Consider the following 22,631-nt stretch of genomic DNA (forward strand, 5'->3'; position numbering starts at 1 on the left):
GGCCACTGGGAAGAAGCCCAAAGTCGCGCTCGTGGCGTGCATGCGGACACTGCTGATCCACCTCAACAGCCTCATGCGTCAGCATCGGTTCGGCCCGACACCCACTCCCATCCGGGTCTCGTAATCGAGACGGTTGCTCAGGCGCCGCGCACGGCGACGATCCGCAGCACGTCGCCGCCGTCGTGCGCCCGCATCGACTCGCGGAGAAAGCGCGCGAGCTGTCGCGTGGCGGTCGCCACGCCGGCGTACCGGCGCGTGGTTCGCCAGGAGAGCAGGGCGTGATGGCGCGTCGTGGTGGCCGGCGCCCCGACGAGGCGATAGCCGTGCCGCTCGAGCAGTCGGGTCACCGACCGGGCGTCGAAGAACCAGTAGTGGAGCGGCGCCGACAGGTGCACCCAGCCGGCCTCGTCGAGCCGCAGGCGGACGGCGTCGCCGTTCGGGACCGCGAGGTGCAGTCGGCCGCCGGGCGTGAGCAGGCGCGCGACCTCGGCCAGCTCGTCGTTCGGGTCCGGCACGTGCTCGAGGCTGTGGCTCATGACGACGGCGTCGAAGGCGCCTGCCGGAAGCGCGAGGTCGCGCAGCGCCCCGAGCCGCACCTCGATGCCGTACTCGCCCGCTCGCGCGACGGCGGCCGGGCTGAGGTCGGTCCCGAGCACGTCGCAGCCGCGCGCCTTCAAGTAGACGAGCAGGTCACCGAAACCCGAGCCGACCTCGAGCACGCGGAGGCCACGGCGGCCGTCGAGCGGCACGTTCACGTCGAAGAGCCAGCGCGCAATCGGGCGGGTGAGGGGACGGAGCGCGCGGCCGACGACCGACTGACCCGCCGGTGCGGCGGCGCCGTCGCGCAGCGCGTCCCACAGCCGCTGCTTCAGGGGGCCGCGCCGCCGCCCCCCGTACGCGTTGAAGTCGGGCTCGGCCGCGTAGTAGCGCGCGACCGTCTCCTGGCTCGGGCGGGGATCGAGACGGCGGAGGCCGCAGCGGCAGCGCACGTGGAAGGTGCGCCCCTCGGGCGCGTCCGGATGCTCGATCGCGAACAGGCGCTCGCCGCCCTCGCCGCCGCAGAGCGCGCAGCGACTCTCGATCCAGTCGGCCGTCGCCCGCGCCGCCGACGCCGTCAGCGGTTCACCGCCGCCATCATGAAGGCCGGGTAGCGCTCGCCCGAGGCGACGCCGGTGGGGAACGCGGCCGCGATCCGATCGAGGTCGGCGCGGCCGAGGCGGACGTCGAGCGCTCCCAGGTTCTCGGCCAGGTACTTCCGGCGCTTCGTGCCCGGAATGGGGATGACGTCGTCGCCCTGCGCGAGCACCCAGGCGAGGGCGAGCTGCGCGGACGTGCAGGCCTTCTCGCGCGCGAGCGTCTCGACCTGCGCGACCAAATCGAGGTTCCGCTGGAAGTTCTCGCCCTGGAAGCGCGGCGAGAGGCGCCGGTAGTCGTCGGCGGCGAAGTCCTCGAAGCGGCGGATCTGCCCCGTGAGGAAGCCGCGCCCGAGCGGACTGTAGGCGACGAACGCGATGCCGAGCTCGCGGCAGGCGGCGAGGATCCCGTCCTCGGGATCGCGCGTCCACAGCGAGTACTCGGACTGCAGCGCCGCGATCGGATGGACGGCATGCGCGCGGCGCAGGGTCGTGGCGCCCGCTTCGGAGAGCCCCAGGTGACGCACCTTGCCGGCGCGGACGAGCTCGGCCATCGCTCCGACCGTGTCCTCGATCGGAACGTTCGGGTCGACGCGGTGCTGATAGTAGAGGTCGATCGTGTCGACGCCGAGACGCCGCAGGCTCCCGTCGCACGCCGCCCGGACGTACTCGGGCTTCCCGTTGATGCCGCGAACCGTCCGCGCCGCTTCGTCGCGCACGATCCCGAACTTGGTGGCGAGCACGACCCGATCGCGACGCCCCTTCACCGCCCGGCCGACCAGCTCCTCGTTCGTGTACGGGCCGTACATGTCGGCCGTGTCGAGGAAGTCGAGACCCGCGTCGAGGGCCGCATGGATGGTCGCGATCGACTCGGCGTCGTCGCAGGCGCCGTAGAACTCGGACATGCCCATGCAACCGAGCCCGAGCGCCGAGACCATCGGACCGCCTTTGCCGAGACGTCGCTGCTCCATGGATCGTCTCTAGCCCATCGTCGTGGGCGACGAAACGCAGGCGAGGCTGGCGGCGCCCGGGTCCGTCGCGCTACGGTCGCACGCATGGCGCCGACGATCCGCCTCGCGCTCCCGGGCGACGTGGCCGCAATGCTCGCCATCTACGCCGAGGTCGTTCGCACGTCGGCGATCACGTTCGAGTACGACCCGCCGTCGGAGGCGGAATTCGGCGAGCGCGTGGCGACCGTCGGGGCGAAGTTCCCGTGGCTCGTGTACGCGCGCGACGGCGAGGTGCTGGGCTACGCCTACGCGACCACGTGGCGTGCGCGCGCCGCCTACGAGTGGTCGGTCGAGACGACCGTGTACGTCCGCGACGACGTGCACCGCCAGGGCGTCGGGCGAGGGCTCTATCGATCGCTCATCGCCTGCCTGCGCCTGCAGGGCCACCGCCTCGCGATCGGCGGGATCACGCTGCCGAACCCCGCCAGCGTCGGACTGCACGAGGCATGTGGCTTCCGCCTGGTCGGCGTGCACCGGGCGTGCGGCCACAAGCAGGGCCGATGGCACGACGTCGGCTTCTGGGAGCTCGAGCTGGCGCCCCGCGCCGACGCCGCGCCGGCGCCGCCGGTGCCGCCGAGCTCGCTCGTCGGGACGACGGCGTGGGAACAGGCGATGGCGAGCGGACTCGGCCGCACCTCGCCTGCGCACGATTGACCCCGACGAGCGCGGCGGTCTATCGGGGCGCTCGCGATGGATCGTCACCCGTTGGATCGCCACCCGCTCGCCTCGCTCTTCACGTCGACCGGGGCGCGGAGCCGACGCGCGTCGTCGTGGGATCGCAGCGGTGGCAACAGGGACTTCCTGTTCGTCGGCCCCGGCGAGACGGCCGTGCTGATGGAGCACGAGGGGCCCGGCTGCATCACCCACGTGTACTGCGCGCTCGTGTTGCCCGATCCGGTCGACTACCGTGACGCGATCGTGCGCTGCTGGTGGGACGGCGAGGCGACGCCGTCGGTCGAGGTCCCGCTGGGCGACTTCTTCACGATCGCCCACGCGCGCGTGCGGCCGATCCGTACCGCGCTCACGTCGGTGAACGCGGGCTTCGCGGCGTCGCACGCGCTCAACGCCTACTTCCCGATGCCGTTCGCGACCAGTGCCCGCGTGACCATCGAGCACCGCGGCGAGCGGCCGCTCGGCGGCGGGCTGCCGGCGTTCTGGTACCACATCGACTACGAGACCTACGATCGGCCGCCGCCGCAGGACGTGCTGCGCTTCCATGCCCAGTGGCGCCAGGAGAAGCCGACGGTGCCGGTCGGCCCGCGCCCGAACCGCCAGCTCCACGGCGGCATCAACCTCGACGGCGCCGAGAACTACGTGGCCCTCGACGCGACGGGCGCAGGGCAGATGGTCGGCCTGCTCCTCGAGATCAACAACGTCGCGGGCGGCTGGTACGGCGAGGGGGACGACATGGTGTTCGTCGACGGCGAGACGTGGCCGCCGGCGATCCACGGCACCGGCACCGAGGAGATCTTCGGCAGCGGCGCCTGTCCGACGACGGAATTCGCCGCGCCGTATCACGGCTTTCACCTGCTCGAGTCGCCGGACTGGTCGGGCCTGGTCGGCGCCTACCGCTGGTTCGTGCACGATCCCATCCGCTTCACCCGCTCGCTGCGGTGGACCGTGGAGCACGGACACGCGAACAACTTCGCGAACGAGTACGCCTCGCTCGCCTACTGGTACCAGACCGAGCCCCACGCGCCGTTCCCGGCGCTGCCCGATCGCGCCGCGCTGCGACCGCCGCTGCCGCCCGTCTACGAGGAGGCACGCGCGGCGCTCTTCGCCGCCGCGTCGGCGGCGATGACGTCGCGATCGGACGCCGAGGTCCTGCGCGTCGTCGCCATCGGCGAGCCGTTCTACGCCGGGCGATTCGAGGAGACGCTGGAGCGCTTGCGCCGTGGCCCAGCGTAGACTCGGCACGCCGTGCTGGAGGAGTCCCCCAATCGGGAGGGTCTGCATGTCACGAGCCCAGCCACTGCGGTGACCCGACCAGCGTCATGACGCTCGCCTACTGCCAACCCCAGAGCGTGCTACCCGGCGACGAGGTGATGGTCCACGTCTCCGCGCCGGGACCGACGGCGACGATCGAGGTCGTGCGTGACGGTGTCGCACCGGGGTGCGTGCTTCGGCAGGACGTGCGCGTCGCCGAGCACGCGATCCCCGACGACGCGCCGGAAGCCGGCTGTCGCTGGCCAGCGACGCTGGCGTTTCGGGTGGGGGAAGATTGGCGGAGCGGCTGCTACCTCGTCCGCGTGACGCTGGCGGGCGCCGCCGGGCCCGCGCTCCCGACGGCATTCTTCGTCGTGCGCGCCCGCCGCCCCTCGGCCGACCGGATGCTGCTCGTGCTCGCGACCAACACCTGGAACGCCTACAACGACGTCGGCGGGCGCAACTACTATACGGGGTCGGTCGAGGCGTCGTTCGCGCGGCCGCTCGGGCGCGGCATGCTCGCCAAGCCCGACGAGCGCGGCGCGCGCCTGGCCTCGGTCGTGCCGGGCACGTTCGTCGACGCGTACGTCGGCGGCGTCAGCGAGCACGGCCTCTCGATGTGGCACGGGATGGCTGGCTGGGCGACGTGGGAGCGGCGCTTCGCCGTCTGGGCGGAGGGCGCCGGGTACGCGCTCGACTACGCAATCAACGCCGATCTCGAGCGCGTGCCGGGCCTGCTCGAGGGCCGGCGGCTCTACCTCAGCGTCGGACACGACGAGTACTGGTCGTGGGGCATGCGGGACGCCGTCGAGTCGTTCGTCGGCGCCGGCGGCAACGCGGCGTTCCTCTCCGGCAACGTCTGCTACTGGCAGGTGCGGCTGGCGGGCGACGTGCAGACCTGCTTCAAGCACCGCTTCCGCGAGGACCCGCTCTTCGGCACCGACCGCCAGCGTCTCACGACGACGATCTGGGCCGATCCAATCCTCGGCCGGCCCGAGACCCAGATGACCGGCGTGTCGTTCACGCGCGGCGGCTACTCGCGGATCGCCGGCAGCGTGCCGCACGCGAGCGGCGGCTACGTCGTGCATCGCCCCGAGCACTGGGCGTTCGAAGGCACCCGCCTGCGCTTCGGCGACCTGCTCGGGGCGCGCGACGTCGTGGTCGGCTACGAGTGCGACGGCTGCGAGCTCGCGATGGTCGACGGGCGACCCGTGGCAACGGGACGCGACGCTTGCCCGCCCGGGTTCGAGGTGCTCGCGACCGCGCCGGCCATGCCGTTCGATCGTCACACGACGCCCCTCGAGCTGCCGCCCGGTGGCGAGTACGAGCTCGAGTTCCACGCGCAGCGCCTGCTGGGCGACGACTCGGTCGCGAGCTGCGACCGCCTGCGCTACGGCCACGCCGTCCTCGGCTGCTACACGCGCGGGGGCATCGTGCTCACGACCGGCTGCACCGACTGGGTCCACGGCCTCGGTGATCCCTCGATCGACCGGGTCACCTGCAACGTGCTCGATCGCCTGGGACGCCGCGCGTAGGCGTCTCGCGACGGCGGCCAGTGCGAGCGCGGCGCATTCCCACGGATGAGAGGCCCGCTCCATCCGGCGTGGGGTGGCCGGCTCCGGCTCGTGGTACGGTTCCTGCTCCGCCTCGGGGCGGAGGGTTGCCACCATGGCGAACTGGACTGGCGGGCGAATCGCCCTGGGGCTCGCCGCGGCGCTGCTCGGGCTTGGCGCAGCGGCGGTGGAGGGGGCGTACCGCGAAATCGAGGTCACCGGCGGTGCGAAGATCGCCGGCCAGGTTCGGGTGACCGGCGAAGTCACGCCCCTGCCGCCGCAGCCCGTCTTCAAGGAGCACGACGAGTGCGGCGAGAGCGTCCCGGACGAACGGTTGGTCATCGACTCCGAACATCGTCTGGCGAACGCCGTGGTGCGCTTGGTCGACGTCGGGGCCGGCAAGCCCATCGCGCGCTCGGAGCCGGTCCGCCTCGACAACCGCAAGTGCACCTTCGTGCCGCACGTGGTCGCCGCGGCCGTCGGCCAGACGCTCGACATCCGCAACGACGATCCGTTCCTGCACGATGCGCACGCCTGGCTCGGAACGCGCACGCTCTTCAACCTGGCCGTTCCCAAGGGTCGTACGGTCCACAGCGTGCTGGCCGATCCCGGCATCGTCCACGTGAACTGCAACGTGCGTCACACGTGGATGCACGCGTATCTATTCGTCGCCGAGAATCCCTACGTCGCGGTGACGGATGCGTCCGGGGGCTTCACGCTGGGCGACGTGCCGCCGGGCACCTACAAGATCGCGGTCTGGCACGAGCTCCTGGGGAGCCAGGAGCGCGAGGTGACGGTCGCGCCCGGACAGGCGGTCACGGTCGACTTCGCCCTCGACGCGGTCGCGCCGATGGAGCCTGGTCCGCCGCGCGAGGACTAGACGCAGCCCGCGTCGCTACGCGCCCTCGCGCCCGACCACCGACACGAAGCTCACGCACTTGCCGGGAAAGCCGCCGAGGTTGTGCGTGAGGCCGAGCCTCGGATTCTTGATCTGGCGCGGCCCGGCTTCGCCACGGAGCTGGAGCCAGCACTCGTACATCATGCGCAGGCCCGACGCCCCGATCGGATGGCCGAACGACTTGAGGCCGCCGTCGGGATTCACGGGCAGGCCGCCCTCGAGATCGAAGAAGCCGTCGAGGACGTCCTTCCAGGCGGTGCCGCGCGCGCTGAAGCCGAGGTCCTCGTAGAGGACGAGCTCGGTCGGCGTGAAGCAGTCGTGGACCTCGGCGAGCGAGAGCTGCTTGCGCGCATCGGTGATGCCCGCCTGGCGATACGCGTCGGCCGCCGACGCCACGACCTCGCGGAAGGTCGTGAAGTCGTAGTCGGTGTCCATGTGGCCGGCGCCGGGTCCGGCGACGAACGAGAGCGCTTTGATGTAGATCGGGTCCTTGCAGTACTTCTTCGCGTCCTCGGCCCGCACGACGATGGCGGCCGCGGAGCCGTCCGACACCCCCGAGCAGTCCATGATGCCGAGCGGCTCGGCCACCTTCGGGGAGGCGAGGATCGCCTCCATCGGCACCTCGGCCTGGAACTGCGCCTTCGGGTTGCGCGCGCCGTTCTTGTGGTTCTTCCACGCGATGCGCGCGAGGACCTCCTTCCCCTTCTTCGGATCGAGGCCGTACTTCTTGAAGTAGGCGGGGGCGAGGAGCGAGAACGACGCCGGGGCGGTCATGCTGGAGTTGGTGCCGTCGTTCGGCGGCTCGGCGCCGACCAGGCCCGAGTATCCCGAGTCCTTCAGCTTCTCGACCCCGATCGCCATCGCCACGTCGTAGGCGCCGCTCGCGACTGCGTAGCAGGCCTGCCGCAGCGATTCGGAGCCGGTCGCGCAGTAATTCTCGACGTGCGTCACCGGCTTGTACGGGATCTTGAGGGGCACCGAGAGCGTCAGCCCCGAGAGCTGTCCCAGCGTACCGAGCCAGTAGGCGTCGACGTCGTTCGGCTCGATGCCCGCGGAGCCCAGGGCATCGTAGGCGGCGTCGACCAGGAGGTCGTCCGCGCTCTTGTCCCAATGCTCGCCGAACTTCGTGCAGCCCATGCCGATGATCGCGACGCGATCCTTGATGCCGTTGCTGCCCATGGTGATCTCCTTTGAACGCCTTGCGGCGGCCTTGCGGCGGCCTAGCGGCGGGGGCGCGCCTTCCAGAAGTAGTTGTGCACGCCCTCGGCGGTGAACATGCGGCGGAAGGTCATCTCGACCTCGTCGCCAATCGCCACCGCCGCGGGGTCGCAGTCGGTCATCTCGCACAGGAAGCGGCCGCCACCGTCGAAATCGAGCACGACGCTGACCGTCGGCGGGTTCAGCGAGAACGCCAGGTGGTCGAGCGTCAGGGTCGCGATCCGGGCCGTCCGGTCGGCGAACGGGTAGGGCTCCATCTCGTCCTTGGCGGCGCAGCGCACGCAGATGCGTTGCGGCGGGAGCTGCGGCGTGCCGCAGGCGGTGCATTTGGTTCCGACGAAGCCGTGCTTCCACAGCGTCGAGCGCAGCATCGGCGGCGCACCGGGCCGCACCGGGTCCGGCCGGCGCGGCGGCTCCGTCGGCAGGATCTCGCGCCACTTGAGATAGGTGCCGTAGCCGACCTCGCCCTTCGACTCGATGAGGCGCCCGACGGAGCGCGGCTGCTTGTACGCGCCGATGGCGTCGGTGACGCGCAGGAGCACTGCGTCCGCGCCGTCGGCGGCGAGCGCCACCAGGACGCGATCACCCGGCTTTGCGGCCGCGAGCACGTTCGCCAGCATGAGGCCGGCGTGCGCCGCGCCCGTCTGGCCCACGGTCAACGCCAGCGGGTCGGCGAAGCGGGTCGGCTCGAGCTTCAAACGCTTCGCGACGTCGGCCGTCGCCCGCGGGTTCGGACAGTCGAGAACGACCGCGGCCAGATCGCCGGGCTGCACACCGGCCTTCTGCAGGACCGCCTGCACGGCCTTTCCGAGCAGCGGGGAGTACGCCTGCGTGAGCGCGAAGCGCTCCTCCCAGGAGTGCGGGAACGTCTCGTCGGGCTGGCGCCAGGTGTCCAGGAACTCGCGCGTCAGCGACGCCGACGCGACGACCTCGGCGATGACGCCCTCGGAGCCGAGCACGAAGGCGGCCGCGCCGTCGCCGTTGGTCCGCTCCGCCTTGGCTTCGGGGGCGGCGAGGCGCGCGTCGCCGATCGCGACCAGCGCCTGCTTGCCACCACCGCGCACCGCGTCGGCAGCCTGCAGGAACGCCGAGACCCCGGCACGGACCGATCCCGTGCAGTCGGCGGCACGCAGCTCGGGCGGCAGCAGCGCGGCGGCGCCGACCAGCGCGGCGTTCAGCTTGTCGGCATAGGGCGGGGTCGTGGTCGCGAAGAAGAGCGCCTCGACCGACTTCGCCGGCGCCGCGCGAAGCGCGTCGCGGGCCGCCTCGACGGCCATGGAGACGCTGTCCTCGTCGAAGCTGGCGACGGCTCGCTCGCCCTTCTCGGATGGGACACCGAGGACCTGTGCGATGGCCGAGCGCTTGAGGCGCCGGTACGGGACGTAGGAGCCGTAGGAGACGATGCCGACCATGAGCGCAATCTCCTACGAGCCTGCGCCCCGTCATGCAACGGTTCGGTTTGAAGGTCGGGACGACCCCTGACACCCTGGATCGGGGAGATGGCGGGAATGCGGCTCGTGGCGATGGTCCTCGTCTGGCTGGCGCCTTGCGCCGCCGTCGCCCGGACCCCGCCGCCCGTGCCGTGTCCGGACGTTCGCTTCGTCTCGGACCGCTCGCTTGCAGCCGACGGGCGGGCGTTCGACGTGATCGTCGTCGGCGCCGACGGCAGCGTCCGCATCGACGGCTGGTGCGATCCCGTCGCGGCTCGCCTGTCCCAGACGCGCAAGGGGACGCTCGTCCGTGCGCGGTGGGACGCGTGCGGCGGCGGCGCGAGCAGGGTTCGGCTGCGCGCGCGTCTGGATCCCCCCGCGTGCACGTCGGCGCAGGGGACGCTGCGCGCGCGCGGCCGCAAGAGGATGGTCGTCGCCGCGAGCCCGAGCCGCTGTGGTGACGGGCGGCTCGATGCCGCGAGCGGCGAGGCCTGCGAGACCGGCGTCCCGTGTGCGGGCGGCCTCTACTGCGTCTCGTGTGCGTGCAGCGCCACCACGTCGACGACCCTGCCTGGGCTGTTCGAGGCGCCGAATCCCTGGAACGAGGACGTGTCGGGTCTCGACCCGAGCCCCGAGTCGGCGGCGATCATCTCCGCGCTCGAGAACGCCGGCGGCTGGGGCAACGGCGACGTGCTGCAGATCGACTTCGGGCTTCACGTCCTGCGCGTCGATACAGCGACGCCGTTCGTCACCTTCGTTGAGAGCTCGGGCTACTACTCGCCCGACTGCGACCCGGCGTTCCCGTTCCCGCTCCCGGGCGGGGGCGCGATCGAGGGGCAGGGCGGCTACACCTGCAACACGGCGGGCGAGGACTGCCATCTGCTGGTGGTCGATCCCGCGACCAAGCGCCTCTACGAGGCCTACAAGGCGACGGTCGTGGGCGGCGTGCCGCGCACCCGGTGCGCCGTCGTGTGGGACCTCACGCGCTCGTACCCGCCGAGCCTGCGCGGCGAGCAGTGCACGTCCGCCGATGCGGCGGGTTTCCCGATGGCGGCCATGCTGTTCACCGCCGACGAGGTCGCGGCCGGAGAGATCCCCCACGCGATCCGCTTCATTCTGCCGAACGAGCGCATGCGCGGCGGCGTCTACGTGCATCCCGCGAGCCACGCTGGCGGCCCGAGCGGCGGCGGGGATCTGCCGCCGTACGGCGTGCGCTTCCGCCTGCGCCCCGATTTCCCCCTCGACACCCTGCCGAGCGACGGCGCGCGCGTCGTCGCCCGCGCGCTCCAGAAGTACGGGATGTTCCTCTCCGACGGCGGCAACATCGCGCTCACCGCGGCGAGCGATGCGGATACGACCCACGCGTGGGACGAGGTCGGCATCGACTCGCACTCGCTGTACGCGATCGCGGTGAGCGACATGCAGGTCGTGGAGCTCGGCCCCACGATCCCGCTGACCTATGACTGCGTGCGGAACCCCTGAGGGGTCACGCCACCGCCCCCGCCTGCCGCAGCGCCGCGATGTCGCCGGCGCTGAAGCCCCAGTCGCGCAGCACCTCGTCGGTGTTCTCGCCGGGCGCCGCCGGTGGACGCTGGATCGCGCCGGGCGTGCGGGAGAAACGGGGAGCGGGCGCGGGCTGCACGACGCCGTCCACCTCGACGAACGTGCCGCGCGCGACGTTGTGGCGATGCTTCGGCGCCTCGGTGATCGACATGACCGGCCCGAAGCAGGCATCCGTGCCCTCGAGGATCTTGCACCACTCGTCGCGCGTCTTCGTCTTGAACACCTCGGCGAAGCGCTTCTTCATGGCCGGCCACTGGCCCCGGTCGTACTGGTGGGGAAGGCCCTCGCCCGCGATGCCCATGCGCTCGATCAGCTCGGCGTAGAACTTGGGCTCGATGGCGAGCACCGAGACGTACTTCCCGTCCTTGGTCTCGTAGATCTCGCCGAAGGGCGCGGCGGTGTCGAGGATGTTCTCGACCCGCTCGTCGATCCACATGCCCGACGCGTGCATGCCGTAGAAGAGCGTCATCAAGGAGGCCGCGCCGTCGACGATGGCGGCGTCCACCACCTGACCCTTGCCCGACTTCTCGGCCTCGAGCATGCCCGCCACGATCCCGAGCGCGAGGTAGAGGGCACCGCCCCCGAAGTCGCCGACGAGGTTCAGGGGTGGCACGGGCGGCTCGTGCTTGTGGCGCCCGATCGGGTGCAGCGCGCCCGTGATCGCGATGTAGTTCCAGTCGTGTCCCGCCGCGTGGGCGACGGGGCCCTCCTGTCCCCAGCCGGTCATGCGGCCGTAGACGAGGCGCGGGTTCCGCTCGAGGCAGACGTCCGGACCGACGCCCAGGCGCTCGGTCACGCCGGGGCGGAAGCCTTCGATCAGGGCGTCGGCCTTGTCGATCAACCGCAGCACCGTCTCGACCCCCTCGCGCTTCTTCAGGTCGACGGCGATCGACCGGCGACTGCGGTTCATGAGGTCGAACTTCATGGTCTTCGGGAGGCCGAGGTTGCCGTCGGCGGTCCGGTCCACCCGGACCACGTCGGCCCCCATGTCGGCGAGCAGCATGGCGCAGAACGGCCCCGGGCCGATGCCCGCGAGCTCGACGATCTTCCGTCCGGTGAGAGGTCCCATGGCCGGGCTGCGTAGCAGAGCCGGCCGCGGCTCGCCAGGTTCGGCGGACGCCGTCAAAGGAGATGGCCCCGTGGTGGTGTCGCCGGATTGCCGGCTAGAACCTCAACTGCGGACGCGCATAGAGCTAGCCAGCGCAAAAGCTGGCCCTGTGGAGACTTGCGGGTGGGGTGACCATATGGTCCCTTCATGTTTCCGTCATGCTGCCGACACCCAACGTCGTGTGCGGTCGAGAGGGGTCGGTACCGTGAGCGGGAGTCGCACTCGTTCGGTGATCGCGCTGGCCGTGGTGCTCTCGCTCGCTTTTGCATTGCGCCTCTACCGGCTCGATCACCAGTCGTTCTGGATCGACGAAGTGTACCAGGTGCAGGCGGCATCGGAGCCGGTTTCGAACCTCATGCAGAGCGTCGTCCTGCACGCCGAGGGCGGGCCGCTGTCGCTCCTGCTGACGCACTTCGCGCTCTCGGCGGAGCGACCGGAGTGGAGCGCCCGGTTTCCCTCCGTCCTCTTCGGCACGGTGGGCGTCCTGATCCTCTACCTCGTCGCCGCGACGCTCTTCGCGCCGCCGATCCCGATCCTGTCGGCGTTGCTCCTCGCCTGCGCGCCGCTCCACGTCTGGTACAGCCAGGAGGCGCGCTGGTATGCGCCGTGGGTCCCGATCACGGCGCTGTCGTACCTGGCGCTCATCCACGCCGTCCGCACCCGACGCGCCGGCGCATGGCTCGCGTACGGATTCGTCGCCATCGTCGGGCTCTACACCTTCGTCCTCGGGGTCGCCGTGGTCGCGAGCCAGGCCGTGTCCGCCTGGTGGCTGAATCGTCTGCGAAGTGACCGCCGAGGGGTGTCGCGGGGCGAGCTGTGGGTGGGCATCGGTGCCCTCGTCCTGGCCGCGCCGGTCGTGTGGCTGATGATCAACCACCACCAGGCGATGACGGGAACGCGTGGGCGACCGGTGCCGTTCGCCGTCCTGCCGTACACCCTGTTCGCCTACACGATGGGGTTCTCGTTCGGGCCGACGCTCGAATACCTGCATCACTACCCGGCGCTCTCCGAGGTCGTGGCGAGCTATCCCGAGGTCCTGGTGGTGGCGGCGGTCATCGCCCCGCTCGTCATCCTCGGCATCCTCAACCTGCGGCACGCGCCGGAGGCGATGGCCGTCGTGCTGCCCTGGCTCTGCGGGCCACCGTTGCTGATCTTCGTCCTCGCCTACAATACGAACGTCGCCTACAACGTCCGCTATACGCTGGCGGCGTTGCCGGCGTTCATCGTCGTCCTCGCCGTCGGAATCACCGCGGTCTCGCCGCGGTGGCTCGGCGGGGTGGCGCTCGCCGCCGTGCTCGTGTGCTTCGCGGTCTCGATCGGCAACTACTTCTTCGATCCGCGCTTCGCCAAGGAGGACGTGAAGGGCGCCCTCGCCTCCATCCGGCGGACCCCGCAGCGGGAGGCGCCCGTCGTGGCGCTCGGCCAGATCGAGTCGGCCGTCTGGTACTACGGTCCCGATCTGCACGTCGTCTCGTTCTTCGGCTGCGACGAGTTCGAGGCGCGGCTCGAGAAGGCCGGTCTCGGGGCGGCCCGCACGCTCTGGGTCGTCCGCGGACGCGACTACGACGACGCCAGCGCGCCATGCATCGACGACTTGAAGCGGCGCTTCGCCGTCGAGCAGTCGAGCCATCCGGTCGGCGTCGAGGTGCAGCTCCTGGAGCGACGCGATGGATGAGCCCCGACGCTCGGCGTTCGGCGTCGCGTTCGACCTTCTGCGTTGCAGCCAGTGGGTGAAGAACGTCTTCGTCTTCGGTGCCCTCGTATTCGGCAATGCGCTGCTGGTTCCCGAGAAGGCGAAGGCGGCGTTGCTGGCGTTCGTCCTCTTCTGCGCCGTCACGAGCGCCGCCTACATCCACAACGACGTCAGCGACCTCGAGATCGATCGGCTGCATCCCCGCAAGCGGATGCGACCGCTCGCAGCCGGGATCGTGTCGGTGGCGACGGCCCGGGTCGTGCAGGCGGCGCTCCTGGTCGTCGGGGTGGGGGGCGCGGCGCTCTTCCTGCCGAGGATCCTGCCGCTGCTGATCGGCTACGTGTTGCTCAACGTGCTGTATTCGGGGGTGCTCAAGCAGCTCCTGCTCCTCGACGTGATGGCGATCGCGGTGGGCTTCGTGATCCGCGTCGAGGCGGGCTGCGAGGCGGTGGAGATCGATCCGTCGGTTTGGATCGTGCTCTGTACGTTCGTGCTGGCCCTCTTCCTGGCCCTCGGCAAGCGGCGACACGAGCTGCTCGAGATGGCGGCGGTCGGCGCGGTGAATGGTGGCAACGGGAGGGCGACGTACACCACGGAGTTTCTCGAACAGACGATGACCATCGCGAGCGCGGTGACGATCGTCTGCTACGCGATGTTCTCGCGTGCTCCCGAGACCCTCGAGGTGCACGGTACTCGGAGCCTCATCTACACCATCCCCTTCGTGGTCTACGGGCTCTTCCGCTACCAGTGGCTCACCTACGACGGGGAAGGCCGTGGGGATCCGGGCGAGATCGTCTTCACCGACCGCCCCCTGCAGGCGACGATCGCACTCTGGATCGCCGCCTGCGTGGCGATCGTGTACCTCAAATGGTGAGCAACGTGGACGCCGACAAGGTGAGCGCGCTGGCGGTTCGCCAGATCCCGTGGTCGCGCGCGGCGCGACGGCGGGCGGTCGCCGCCGCCGTAGGGCTCGGGCTCGTGTCCCTCCTCATCTACGCGAGCTGGTGGGTCCAGGAGAGCGCGAAGTACGGCTGGTGGATGCTCCCGATCGGGGCGTTTCTCGTCTTCTACGTCTTCGTCCAGGTCATCTGTGCGTGGGTGCTGTACCTGTCCGTCGACGAGCCGACGGCGGTCCCGCCCCCGCCGGGGCTCACGGTCGACGTCCTCGTGCCGGTGTACGACGAGCCCTACGAGCTCGTCGCAAGCACGCTGCGCGCGGTGGTCGCGATGCGCTATCCGCACGAGACCTACCTCCTCGACGACTCCCGCAGCGCCGCCTTCGCCGGCCTCGCCGCCGAGGTCGGCGCGCACTACCTCACGCGCGCGGGCAACGCGGACGCCAAAGCCGGCAACGTGAACGCCGCCCTCAAGCGCACGCGGGGCGAGTTCGTCACCATCTTCGACGTCGACCACGAGCCGACACCCGACTTCCTCGATGCGGCGCTCGGCTACTTCGCCGATCCGGCGGTCGGCTTCGTCCAGACCGGGGTCGCCTTCCGCAACGCGCGCGAGACCTTCATCGCGCGCGCGACGGCCGACCAGGCCTACGACATCTACGGTCCCACCTCGATGGGCATGCATGGCGCCGGCGCCGCCGTCGTCTGGGGCAGCCACACGACGTTCCGCCGTCGCGCGCTCGCCGACATCGGCGGCTATCAGACCGGCCTCGCCGAGGACCTGCACACCTCGGCCTGCCTCCACACCGTCGGCTGGCGGTCGGTGTACGTCCCGACCGTGCACGCCTACGGTCTCGTGCCGAGCGACCTGCGCGCGCTCACCAAGCAGCAGCTCAAGTGGGCGCGCGGCGTGTTCGGCATCCTGGTCGACGTGTTCCCGCGCGTGGCCCGGCGGCTCGCGGTGCGCCAGTCGATGGCGTACCTGGTGCGCCTCACCTACTACCTGATCGGGCCCGTGTTCCTGCTCCATGCGGTCGCGGCCGCGGGGGTGCTTGCGCGGCATGATTCCGCGCTCACCGCCGACTTCGTCTCCTACATGCTGCATGCGCTGCCGCTCGGGCTGGCGATCCTGATCGTGCGGCAGATCGCGAACCGCATGTGGAACCCACAAGCCGGGTCGATCGGCATCAAGGTCTGGGGCTACGTCGTCGCGTGCTCGCTGTGGCCCGTCTACACGCTCGGGCTCGCCTGCGCCGTGCTCCACGTGCCGATTCCCCATCTCTCGACGCCGAAGGAACGGGTCGGCCGGCCGCGACCGCTGCTCGCCGCGCCGCAGGTCTTCCTCGCCGCCGTGCTGCTCACCACCCTCGGCGTCCGCCTGGTCTCCGGGTTCGCGCTCGCGGACGTACCGGTCATGCTCTGCACGCTCGGGGCGGCGGCGATCCAGCTCCCGGTCGTGTTCGTGGCGCTGCGACCGTGAGGGACGCGACGTGAAGGGACGCCCCCTCCGCTTCCAGCTCGCGCTGATCGGCCACCTGGTGCGGCGCGAGTTCGTGCTCAGCTACCGGCGCTCGACACTCGGCTTCCTGTGGTCGCTGCTGCTTCCGCTGGCGCAGCTCCTCGTGCTCGTCCTGGTGTTCGACACGATCGTGCCGCTCGGCATCGAGCGCTACCCGGCGTTCGTGTTCAGCGGGCTCCTGCCGTGGACCTGGTTCAGCACCTGCGTCAGCATGGCGTGCGGGCTCTTCATCGCGAACCGCGACCTGGTGCGACACCCGGACTTCCGTCCGGCCGTCCTCATGGTCGTGACGGCGATCGCGGGCATGATCACGTATCTCGCGGCGCTGCCGATCCTGCTCGTGGTGATGGTGACGCACGGGCAGTGGATCGGACCGGCCGTCCTCTTCTTCCCGGTCCTCGGGTTGGTCGAGGGCGTGCTCATCGTCGGCCTCGGGCTCCTCGTCGCGACGCTCAACGTCTTCTACCGGGACATCCAATACCTGACGGGGGTGGGGCTGATGCTGCTGTTCTACCTGACGCCCGTCTTCTACCGGCCGCCGGATGCGACGCGGGGCACACTCGGGCTGCTCTACGACCTCAACCCGATGGCGGGGCTCGTCCAGGGATACCGCGCCATCTTCTTCGACGGCACGATGCCGTCCCTGTTCGCGCTCGCCATCGCGACGGTGCTCAGCGCGCTGGTCGCCGTCGTCGGCTACGCCGTCTATCGGCGCGCCGAGCACGACATGATCGACGTCCTCTGAGACGCCATGGAAACCGTTCTCGCCGCCGAGCAGGTCTCCAAGCGCTACCGCACCGCGCGCACGCGAGCGGTGACGCTGAAGGCGGCCGTGCTGGGCGCGCTCTCCCGGGGGCCGCTCGACGACGGCCACCACTGGGCCCTGCGCGACGTCAGCTTCTCGGTGGCGCGTGGCGATGCGGTCGGCATCATCGGACACAACGGCGCCGGCAAGAGCACGCTCCTGCGCCTGCTCTGCGGCGTGGGCCGGCCGACGAGCGGTCGGGTACGTCGCGTCGGACCCGTGCAGGGGCTTCTCGAGCTCGGGAGCGGGTTCCACGGCGACCTCACCGGCCGCGAGAACCTCCTCACCGGCGGCATGCTGTGCGGCCTCTCCGAGCGGGAGGTGCGCGCGCGCGAGGACGAGATCATCGCCTTCGCGGAGCTGGAGGACTTCATCGATCAGCCGGTGCGGACCTATTCGACCGGCATGTACATGCGGCTCGCGTTCGCGACCGCGATGCACCTCGATCCCACCGTCCTCGTCGTCGACGAGGTGCTCGCCGTCGGCGACGCACGCTTCCAGGCGAAGTGCCTCGCCCGCCTGAAGACGTTCCGGACCGGTGGCGGAACGCTCGTCATGACGTCGCACGCGATGGACCAGATCACTGCGCTGTGCGACGAGGTGCTGGTGCTCGAGGACGGCCGCGTCGCGACCATGGCCGACCCCGAGACGGCGCTGCGCTGCTACGACGACCTCATGCGGCAGCGCACGGAGCGGCGCGCGGCGAGCCTGGCCGGGCGGCCGGTCGAGCTGGCGGTCGACGGAAGCCGGCTCGGCACGCAGGAAGCGCGCGTCGTGGCGGTGCGCCTGTCCGGTGCGGACGGCGTTCCGGTATCGAGCCTTCGCAGCGGCGATCCCCTCGTGATCGAGCTCGATTACGAGCGCGATCCACAGGTCGCCGACGCCGCGCTCACCGTCGCGATCTTCCACGAGGCGACGAAGTGCTTCGAGGTCACGACCGAATCGATGGCCGCGGCCTTCGCGCCGCTCGGCCCGCGCGGCACCGTTCGCTGCGAGCTGCCGCGCGTGCCGCTGCTCCCGGGAAGCTACCACGTGACCGTCGGGCTCTATCCGCCCACGTTCGACTTCACCTACGACTACCACTGGCAGATGCACGGGTTGCACGTGGACGGCCCCGCGAGCGCGCGGTCCATCAGCGGGGTCGTCGCCGTCGAGCCCGCGTGGTCACGGCGCTGATGTTCCGGCCGATCAAGACCCTCGATCTCGAGCTGACGGCGTCGCCGGCCGACGTCGAAGGGCTCGGCGGATACGAGAGCGTACGCTGTCTCGTGCGCCTGCACGGCGCGCCCGTGGGATCGGTCACGGTCCCGATTCGCGGGGGACGATGCAGGGCGAGCGACCTCGTGCAGGCGGCGCTCGCGGCCTGCGGCGATGCCGCGGTCCGACGCGTGGGCGAGAGTGCGCTCGGCCGACCGGCGGCCACCACGTCGATCGACCGGCTCGTCGCCGCGCCGGCGCCAGGCGGCGGCGCCCTGCCATCGATGACGGTGGCGGTGTGCACGCGCGATCGCACCGACGATCTCGCCGGATGCCTCGCGGCGCTGGAGGTCCTCGATCTCCCCGACGTGGATCTACTCGTGATCGACAACGCGCCCGCGACCGACGCCACCCGGCGGCTCGTGGCCGAGCGGCACCCGCGCGTCCGCTACGTGTGCGAGGAGCGGCCGGGCCTCGACTGGGCACGCAACCGCGCCATCCGCGAGGCGCGCGGCGACGTGATCGCCTTCACCGACGACGACGCGATCGTCGATCCGGGGTGGGCGCGTGCGCTGGCGACGCTCTTCGGCGCGAGCCCCGAAGTGATGGGCGCAACCGGCCTCGTCGTCCCGTACGAGCTCGAAACCGAGGCCCAGGCGCTGTTCGAGGAGTACGGCGGCTTCGGGCGTGGCTGCGAGCGCCGCTGGTTCGGCGTCCGCCCGGGGGGCGCCATCGCGCGGTGGTATGCCGGCTCGGGCTTCCTCGGCACGGGCGCCAACATGGCGTTCCGGCGCGCGCTGTTCGCGGAGGTGGGCGAGTTCGATCCGGCGCTCGACGTCGGCACCGTGACGAACGGCGGCGGCGACCTCGAGATGTTCTTCCGCGTTCTCAAGGCGGGACACGTCTTCGTGTACGAGCCGCGCGCGATCGTGCGGCATCGCCACCGGCGATCCCTCCCCGAGCTCGAGACGCAGCTCCGCAACCACGGCATCGCGCTGTTCGCGCACTTCGTGCGCACCGCCACCGCCTTTCCCGAGGAGCGCTTCGGTACGCTGCGCCTCGGGCTCTGGTGGTTCTGGTGGTGGTACGTGCGTCGCCTCGTGCTCGTGCTGATGAACCCGCAGTTCTTTCCGCGCCGGCTCATCTGGAGCGAGCTGTGGGGGTCGGTCGTCGGGCTCGGCCGCTGGCGTCCGGCGCATCGCAGGGCGGTCGAGCTGGGAGCCGACCCGACACCGCCGCGCCCGCACGTGCGATCCGTCGACGGCCGCAGGCGCTGGGTCGCGGTGCGTTCGGTGGACGTCGGCCAGGAGCTGACTCCCCTCGATGACGTCGCCGACGTCGATTCCGTCACCGTGTTCGCCACCTGGCATGATCACCTCCTCGGCTCGGTCACGATCCACAACCAGGGCCATCCGGTGAGCGCGCCGCGCCTGCGCGATGCGCTCGCGGCGGTGGCACCGCGCCTCCTCGAGCTGGCGGCGGGTGCGGACGAGGGCGACGTCACGAGCGCAATCGAGCGCCGCTCTCTCCCCGCCGGCGCCGGCCCCGCGGGTCTCGACCCCGCGGTGACCGTGTCGGTCGTCCTCGCGACCTACGATCGGCCGGACGAGCTTCGCCAGGCTCTGCGCAGCCTGACGCAGCAGGAGACGTCGCGCCCCCTCGAGATCGTCGTCGTCGACAACCACCCCGCCTCGGGCCAGACGGCGCCCGTGGTCGCCGAGTTTCCGGGCGTGCTGCTCGTCGAGGAGCCGCGACAGGGTCTCGCCTATGCGCGCAACGCCGGCTTCACGGCGAGCCGCGGCGAGATCGTGGTCACGACCGACGACGACGTCCGCATGCCGGTGGACTGGATCGAGAAGCTCGTCGCGCCGTTCGCCGAAGCGCACGTGATGGCCGTCACCGGCAACGTGCTGCCGCTGGAGCTCGACACCGACGCGCAGTGCCTCTTCGAGTCGTACGGCGGGCTCGGGCGTGGCTTCGAGCCCGTGAAGGTGGACGGTCACTGGTTCCGCTCGTTCCACTTCGGCTCGGTGCCCACGTGGACGCTCGGCGCCACCGCGAACGCCGCCTTTCGGGCCACGATCTTCGCCGACCCCGAGGTCGGTCTCATGGACGAGGCGCTCGGCCCGGGGACGCCGACCGGCGTCGGCGAGGACACCTACCTCTTCTACAAGGTCCTGCGCGCGGGCGGCACGATCGTGTACGCGCCCGACGCGTGGGTGTGGCACCGCCACCGGCGCGAGATGGACGCGCTGCGCCGCCAGCTCGTCGCCTACAGCACGGGACACGTGGCCTACCACCTGACGACGCTCCTGCGCGACGGCGACCTGCGCGCCCTGGTGCGGATCGCGATCGGCCTGCCGATGGCCCACGGGTGGCGGGCGGTCCGCCGCGTCGTGCGCCGGATGCCTCCGACGCTGCTCATGCTGGCGTGGGAGGTCGCCGGGAACCTCGCCGGCCCGTGGCGGCTCTTCCAATCGCGCCGTCGCGTGCGCCGCCTCGGCCGGAGCGCGCCGTACGTCGCGCCCGCCGCTCGTGCGGCGCTCGCCCCGGCACGCCTTGCGGCCAGCGCGCGAGAGTGATGATGGTGGGCCACCATGGCCTACGACGTCATCACGTACGAACGGCAGGGCGCGGTCGCGATCGTCACTCTCAATCGTCCCGAGAAGCTGAACGCGTGGACGCCGGCGATGGCAGTCGAGCAGGCGCGCGCCATCGAGGAGGCGAACGCCGATCCGGCGGTGGGCGCGATCGTGATGACCGGCGCGGGGCGCGGCTTCTGCGCCGGCGCCGACATGGAAGCGACGTTCAAGTCGCGGCTCGACGGCGTCGACCCGGGCGAGGATACGGCGGGGGGCTCGGGCGGCATGCCGGCGAGCCTCGACTGGGTGGGCCTGCTGCGGCGCTCGAAGCCGATCGTCGCCGGCGTCAACGGCGCCGCGGTCGGCATCGGTATGACGATGATCCTGCCGTGCGACGTGATCGTCGCGTCGGAAAAGGCGAAGTTCGGGATGCTCTTCATCAAGGTGGGGCTCGTCCCGGAGCTCGCCAGCACGCACTTCCTCGTGAGCCGCGTCGGTTTCGGCCGCGCGAGCGAGATGTGCCTCTCCGGCAAGCTCTACTCCGGCGCCGAGGCGTACCAGATGGGCCTCGCCGACCGCCTGGCGTCACCCGACGAGCTCGTCCCGCAGGCGCTCGCGCTCGCCACGACGATCGCCGAGAATCCGGATCCACAGCTCCGGATGATCAAGGAGCTGCTCTCGCGCAACGCCGCGGAGACCGACCTCGGCCGCGTGCAGCGCCTCGAATCCGAGATGCTGCGCGAGTGCTGGAAGTCGCCCGAGCACAAGGAGGCCGTGGCCGCGTTCCTGGAGAAGCGGCCGCCGCGCTTCCGCTAGAGGCGCGCTTCGGACGCGATGCCGAACCGCTCGGTGTAGAACCCGCACGCACGGCGGATCTCGTCCGCGTCGAGCCCGAACTGCGCGAGGTCGTACTCGACCGTCCCGTGGACGCCGCGCGGGTGGGTCGCCATGAAGGCGTCCATCGCGGCGCGGCCCTCCGCCGTGAGCGGCTGGCCGGCGAGCGCGTAGATCCGGCGCACCATCGCCAGGTCGTCGCGCATGAACTCGTCGAAGCGGACGTCGAGCGAGCGCTCGGGCGATACGAGGTGACGGTCGCGGACGCAGGCACGGAAGAGATCCTCGATGCGGGCCCGCCAATAGCGCCCGTAGGCGCGGAGGTCGATCGGCGGCTCGAGATGCATGCGCGCCGTGTAGGCGGCCATCGTCAGGTACGACGCGACGACGGACGCCGGATCGCGATGCGTGAACACGACGACGGCGTCGGGGAACGTCCGCACCAGGGGGCCGATCTGCTCCAGGTGTTGCGGGGATTTCAGCACCCAGCGCGTGCCGCCGCGCAGCCACTGGAGCGCCTTCAGCGTGCGGGCGAGGTAGCCGTACGCCGGCGTCTGGTCGGTCGCGGCATACGCGTCGCGCCACGAGGGCAGGAGCCCCATCGTCTCGAACAGCATCGTCGAGAAATCGATCGCGAGAAGCTGGATCTCCTCGTGCACGTGATCGGTCGTCATCTCGTGCATGCGGACGAAGTAGGGGAGGCTCTCGTTCACGAACCAGAGTGCCTGGTCGCAGCGGGCGCGTCGCGGGTCGTCCTCGCCCGGCGCGGGACGCTCGTCGTCGCGGAGCACCGGCTCGAGGCTCTCCCAGTAGGGGAGCGAGCGCAGCGCCGGATCGGCCGCCATGAGGTTGTGGAGGTGGGTCGTGCCGGTGCGCGGCAGGCCGACGATGAAGATCGGGGCGCGCAGCGGGACGGCGTCGATCTCCGGATGGCGGCGCAGGAGATTCTCCAGCAGGAGGCGGTTTCGCAGGAGCTGCAGCATCTGGGCGTGCGCCATGACACGGCCGACCGTCGAGAGCCGGCCTTCGGTCTCGAGCGCGCGCAGGAGGATCCGGAGCCGTCCGGCGAAGGCGAGATTGCCGAAGTCCGCGAGGCCGGTCTCGGCGCGGGCCCGCTCCATGAGCGCGTCGGCGTCGAGCGCGATCTCGGCGGCGGCGCCCGCCATGCCTGCGCGGATGTCGACGACGTGCGGCGGGAACGTCGGGTGCGCGAGATCGTCGAGCCGTATCGGTGGCGGCCGGGTCACGGGCCCTCCTGTCGGCCGG

18 protein-coding genes are annotated in these 22,631 nt (G+C 71.1%); 12 read left to right on the plus strand and 6 right to left on the minus strand.

What is annotated here, in order from left to right:
• Positions 1-137: 137 nt before the first annotated feature.
• Positions 138-989: a class I SAM-dependent methyltransferase gene (locus VMS22_20160; GenBank protein ID HXJ36356.1), complete on the minus strand. Its 852-nt coding sequence runs from the start codon at positions 987-989 to the stop codon at positions 138-140.
• 125 nt (positions 990-1,114) lie between these two features.
• The gene (locus VMS22_20165; GenBank protein ID HXJ36357.1) at positions 1,115-2,104 is read right to left on the minus strand and encodes an aldo/keto reductase; all 990 of its coding nucleotides are present in this window, start codon (positions 2,102-2,104) and stop codon (positions 1,115-1,117) included.
• 84 nt (positions 2,105-2,188) lie between these two features.
• Here VMS22_20165 and VMS22_20170 point away from each other — a divergent pair, with 84 nt between their 5' ends.
• From VMS22_20170 to VMS22_20185, 4 genes are all read left to right on the plus strand, one after another.
• Entirely contained in the window at positions 2,189-2,797 is a 609-nt protein-coding gene (locus tag VMS22_20170) for an arsinothricin resistance N-acetyltransferase ArsN1 family B (GenBank protein HXJ36358.1), read from the plus strand.
• Positions 2,798-2,833: 36 nt separating this feature from the next.
• Positions 2,834-4,051 carry a glycoside hydrolase family 172 protein gene (locus VMS22_20175; protein ID HXJ36359.1) on the plus strand — a complete coding sequence of 406 codons (1,218 nt, stop codon included), beginning with the start codon at positions 2,834-2,836 and terminating at the stop codon, positions 4,049-4,051.
• Positions 4,052-4,137: 86 nt separating this feature from the next.
• The gene (locus tag VMS22_20180; protein ID HXJ36360.1) at positions 4,138-5,604 is read left to right on the plus strand and encodes a N,N-dimethylformamidase beta subunit family domain-containing protein; all 1,467 of its coding nucleotides are present in this window, start codon (positions 4,138-4,140) and stop codon (positions 5,602-5,604) included.
• 133 nt (positions 5,605-5,737) lie between these two features.
• Positions 5,738-6,502 carry a carboxypeptidase regulatory-like domain-containing protein gene (locus VMS22_20185; GenBank protein ID HXJ36361.1) on the plus strand — a complete coding sequence of 255 codons (765 nt, stop codon included), beginning with the start codon at positions 5,738-5,740 and terminating at the stop codon, positions 6,500-6,502.
• A gap of 15 nt (positions 6,503-6,517) precedes the next feature.
• Here VMS22_20185 and VMS22_20190 read toward each other — a convergent pair whose 3' ends face one another.
• Positions 6,518-7,699, minus strand: coding sequence for an acetyl-CoA acetyltransferase (locus VMS22_20190; protein HXJ36362.1), 1,182 nt, complete (start codon positions 7,697-7,699; stop codon positions 6,518-6,520).
• 41 nt (positions 7,700-7,740) lie between these two features.
• On the minus strand, positions 7,741-9,150 hold the full coding sequence (locus VMS22_20195) for an OB-fold domain-containing protein (GenBank protein HXJ36363.1): 1,410 nt from the start codon (positions 9,148-9,150) through the stop codon (positions 7,741-7,743).
• An 87-nt stretch (positions 9,151-9,237) separates the two neighbouring features.
• Between VMS22_20195 and VMS22_20200 the strand changes: the two genes are divergently transcribed.
• On the plus strand, positions 9,238-10,650 hold the full coding sequence (locus VMS22_20200) for a hypothetical protein (protein ID HXJ36364.1): 1,413 nt from the start codon (positions 9,238-9,240) through the stop codon (positions 10,648-10,650).
• A gap of 4 nt (positions 10,651-10,654) precedes the next feature.
• Here VMS22_20200 and VMS22_20205 read toward each other — a convergent pair whose 3' ends face one another.
• Positions 10,655-11,800 carry a CaiB/BaiF CoA-transferase family protein gene (locus VMS22_20205; protein ID HXJ36365.1) on the minus strand — a complete coding sequence of 382 codons (1,146 nt, stop codon included), beginning with the start codon at positions 11,798-11,800 and terminating at the stop codon, positions 10,655-10,657.
• Between the two features lie 268 nt (positions 11,801-12,068).
• Here VMS22_20205 and VMS22_20210 point away from each other — a divergent pair, with 268 nt between their 5' ends.
• The 7 genes from VMS22_20210 to VMS22_20240 are packed head-to-tail and all read left to right on the plus strand — an operon-like array spanning position 12,069 to position 21,347.
• Positions 12,069-13,514 (plus strand): glycosyltransferase family 39 protein, encoded by a 1,446-nt coding sequence (locus VMS22_20210; protein HXJ36366.1) that lies wholly within the window; start codon positions 12,069-12,071, stop codon positions 13,512-13,514.
• Positions 13,507-14,406 carry a decaprenyl-phosphate phosphoribosyltransferase gene (locus tag VMS22_20215; GenBank protein HXJ36367.1) on the plus strand — a complete coding sequence of 300 codons (900 nt, stop codon included), beginning with the start codon at positions 13,507-13,509 and terminating at the stop codon, positions 14,404-14,406. The genes VMS22_20210 and VMS22_20215 overlap by 8 nt, the downstream gene beginning before the upstream one ends.
• On the plus strand, positions 14,400-15,908 hold the full coding sequence (locus VMS22_20220; protein ID HXJ36368.1) for a glycosyltransferase: 1,509 nt from the start codon (positions 14,400-14,402) through the stop codon (positions 15,906-15,908). The genes VMS22_20215 and VMS22_20220 overlap by 7 nt, the downstream gene beginning before the upstream one ends.
• A 10-nt stretch (positions 15,909-15,918) precedes the next feature.
• Positions 15,919-16,692: an ABC transporter permease gene (locus tag VMS22_20225; GenBank protein ID HXJ36369.1), complete on the plus strand. Its 774-nt coding sequence runs from the start codon at positions 15,919-15,921 to the stop codon at positions 16,690-16,692.
• A 6-nt stretch (positions 16,693-16,698) separates the two neighbouring features.
• A complete protein-coding gene (locus VMS22_20230) occupies positions 16,699-17,928 on the plus strand; it encodes an ABC transporter ATP-binding protein (protein HXJ36370.1) in 1,230 nt (409 codons plus the stop codon).
• Positions 17,913-20,531, plus strand: a complete 2,619-nt coding sequence (locus VMS22_20235) for a glycosyltransferase (GenBank protein HXJ36371.1) — start codon at positions 17,913-17,915, stop codon at positions 20,529-20,531. Before VMS22_20230 ends, VMS22_20235 begins: the two co-directional genes overlap by 16 nt.
• A 15-nt stretch (positions 20,532-20,546) precedes the next feature.
• The gene (locus VMS22_20240; GenBank protein HXJ36372.1) at positions 20,547-21,347 is read left to right on the plus strand and encodes an enoyl-CoA hydratase-related protein; all 801 of its coding nucleotides are present in this window, start codon (positions 20,547-20,549) and stop codon (positions 21,345-21,347) included.
• Here VMS22_20240 and VMS22_20245 read toward each other — a convergent pair.
• Positions 21,344-22,612, minus strand: a complete 1,269-nt coding sequence (locus tag VMS22_20245) for a sulfotransferase (protein HXJ36373.1) — start codon at positions 22,610-22,612, stop codon at positions 21,344-21,346. The genes VMS22_20240 and VMS22_20245 overlap by 4 nt on opposite strands.
• Positions 22,613-22,631: the final 19 nt, after the last annotated feature.

Source organism: Candidatus Eisenbacteria bacterium (genome assembly GCA_035577985.1).
Lineage (GTDB): Bacteria > Desulfobacterota > Binatia > DP-6 > DP-6 > DATJZY01.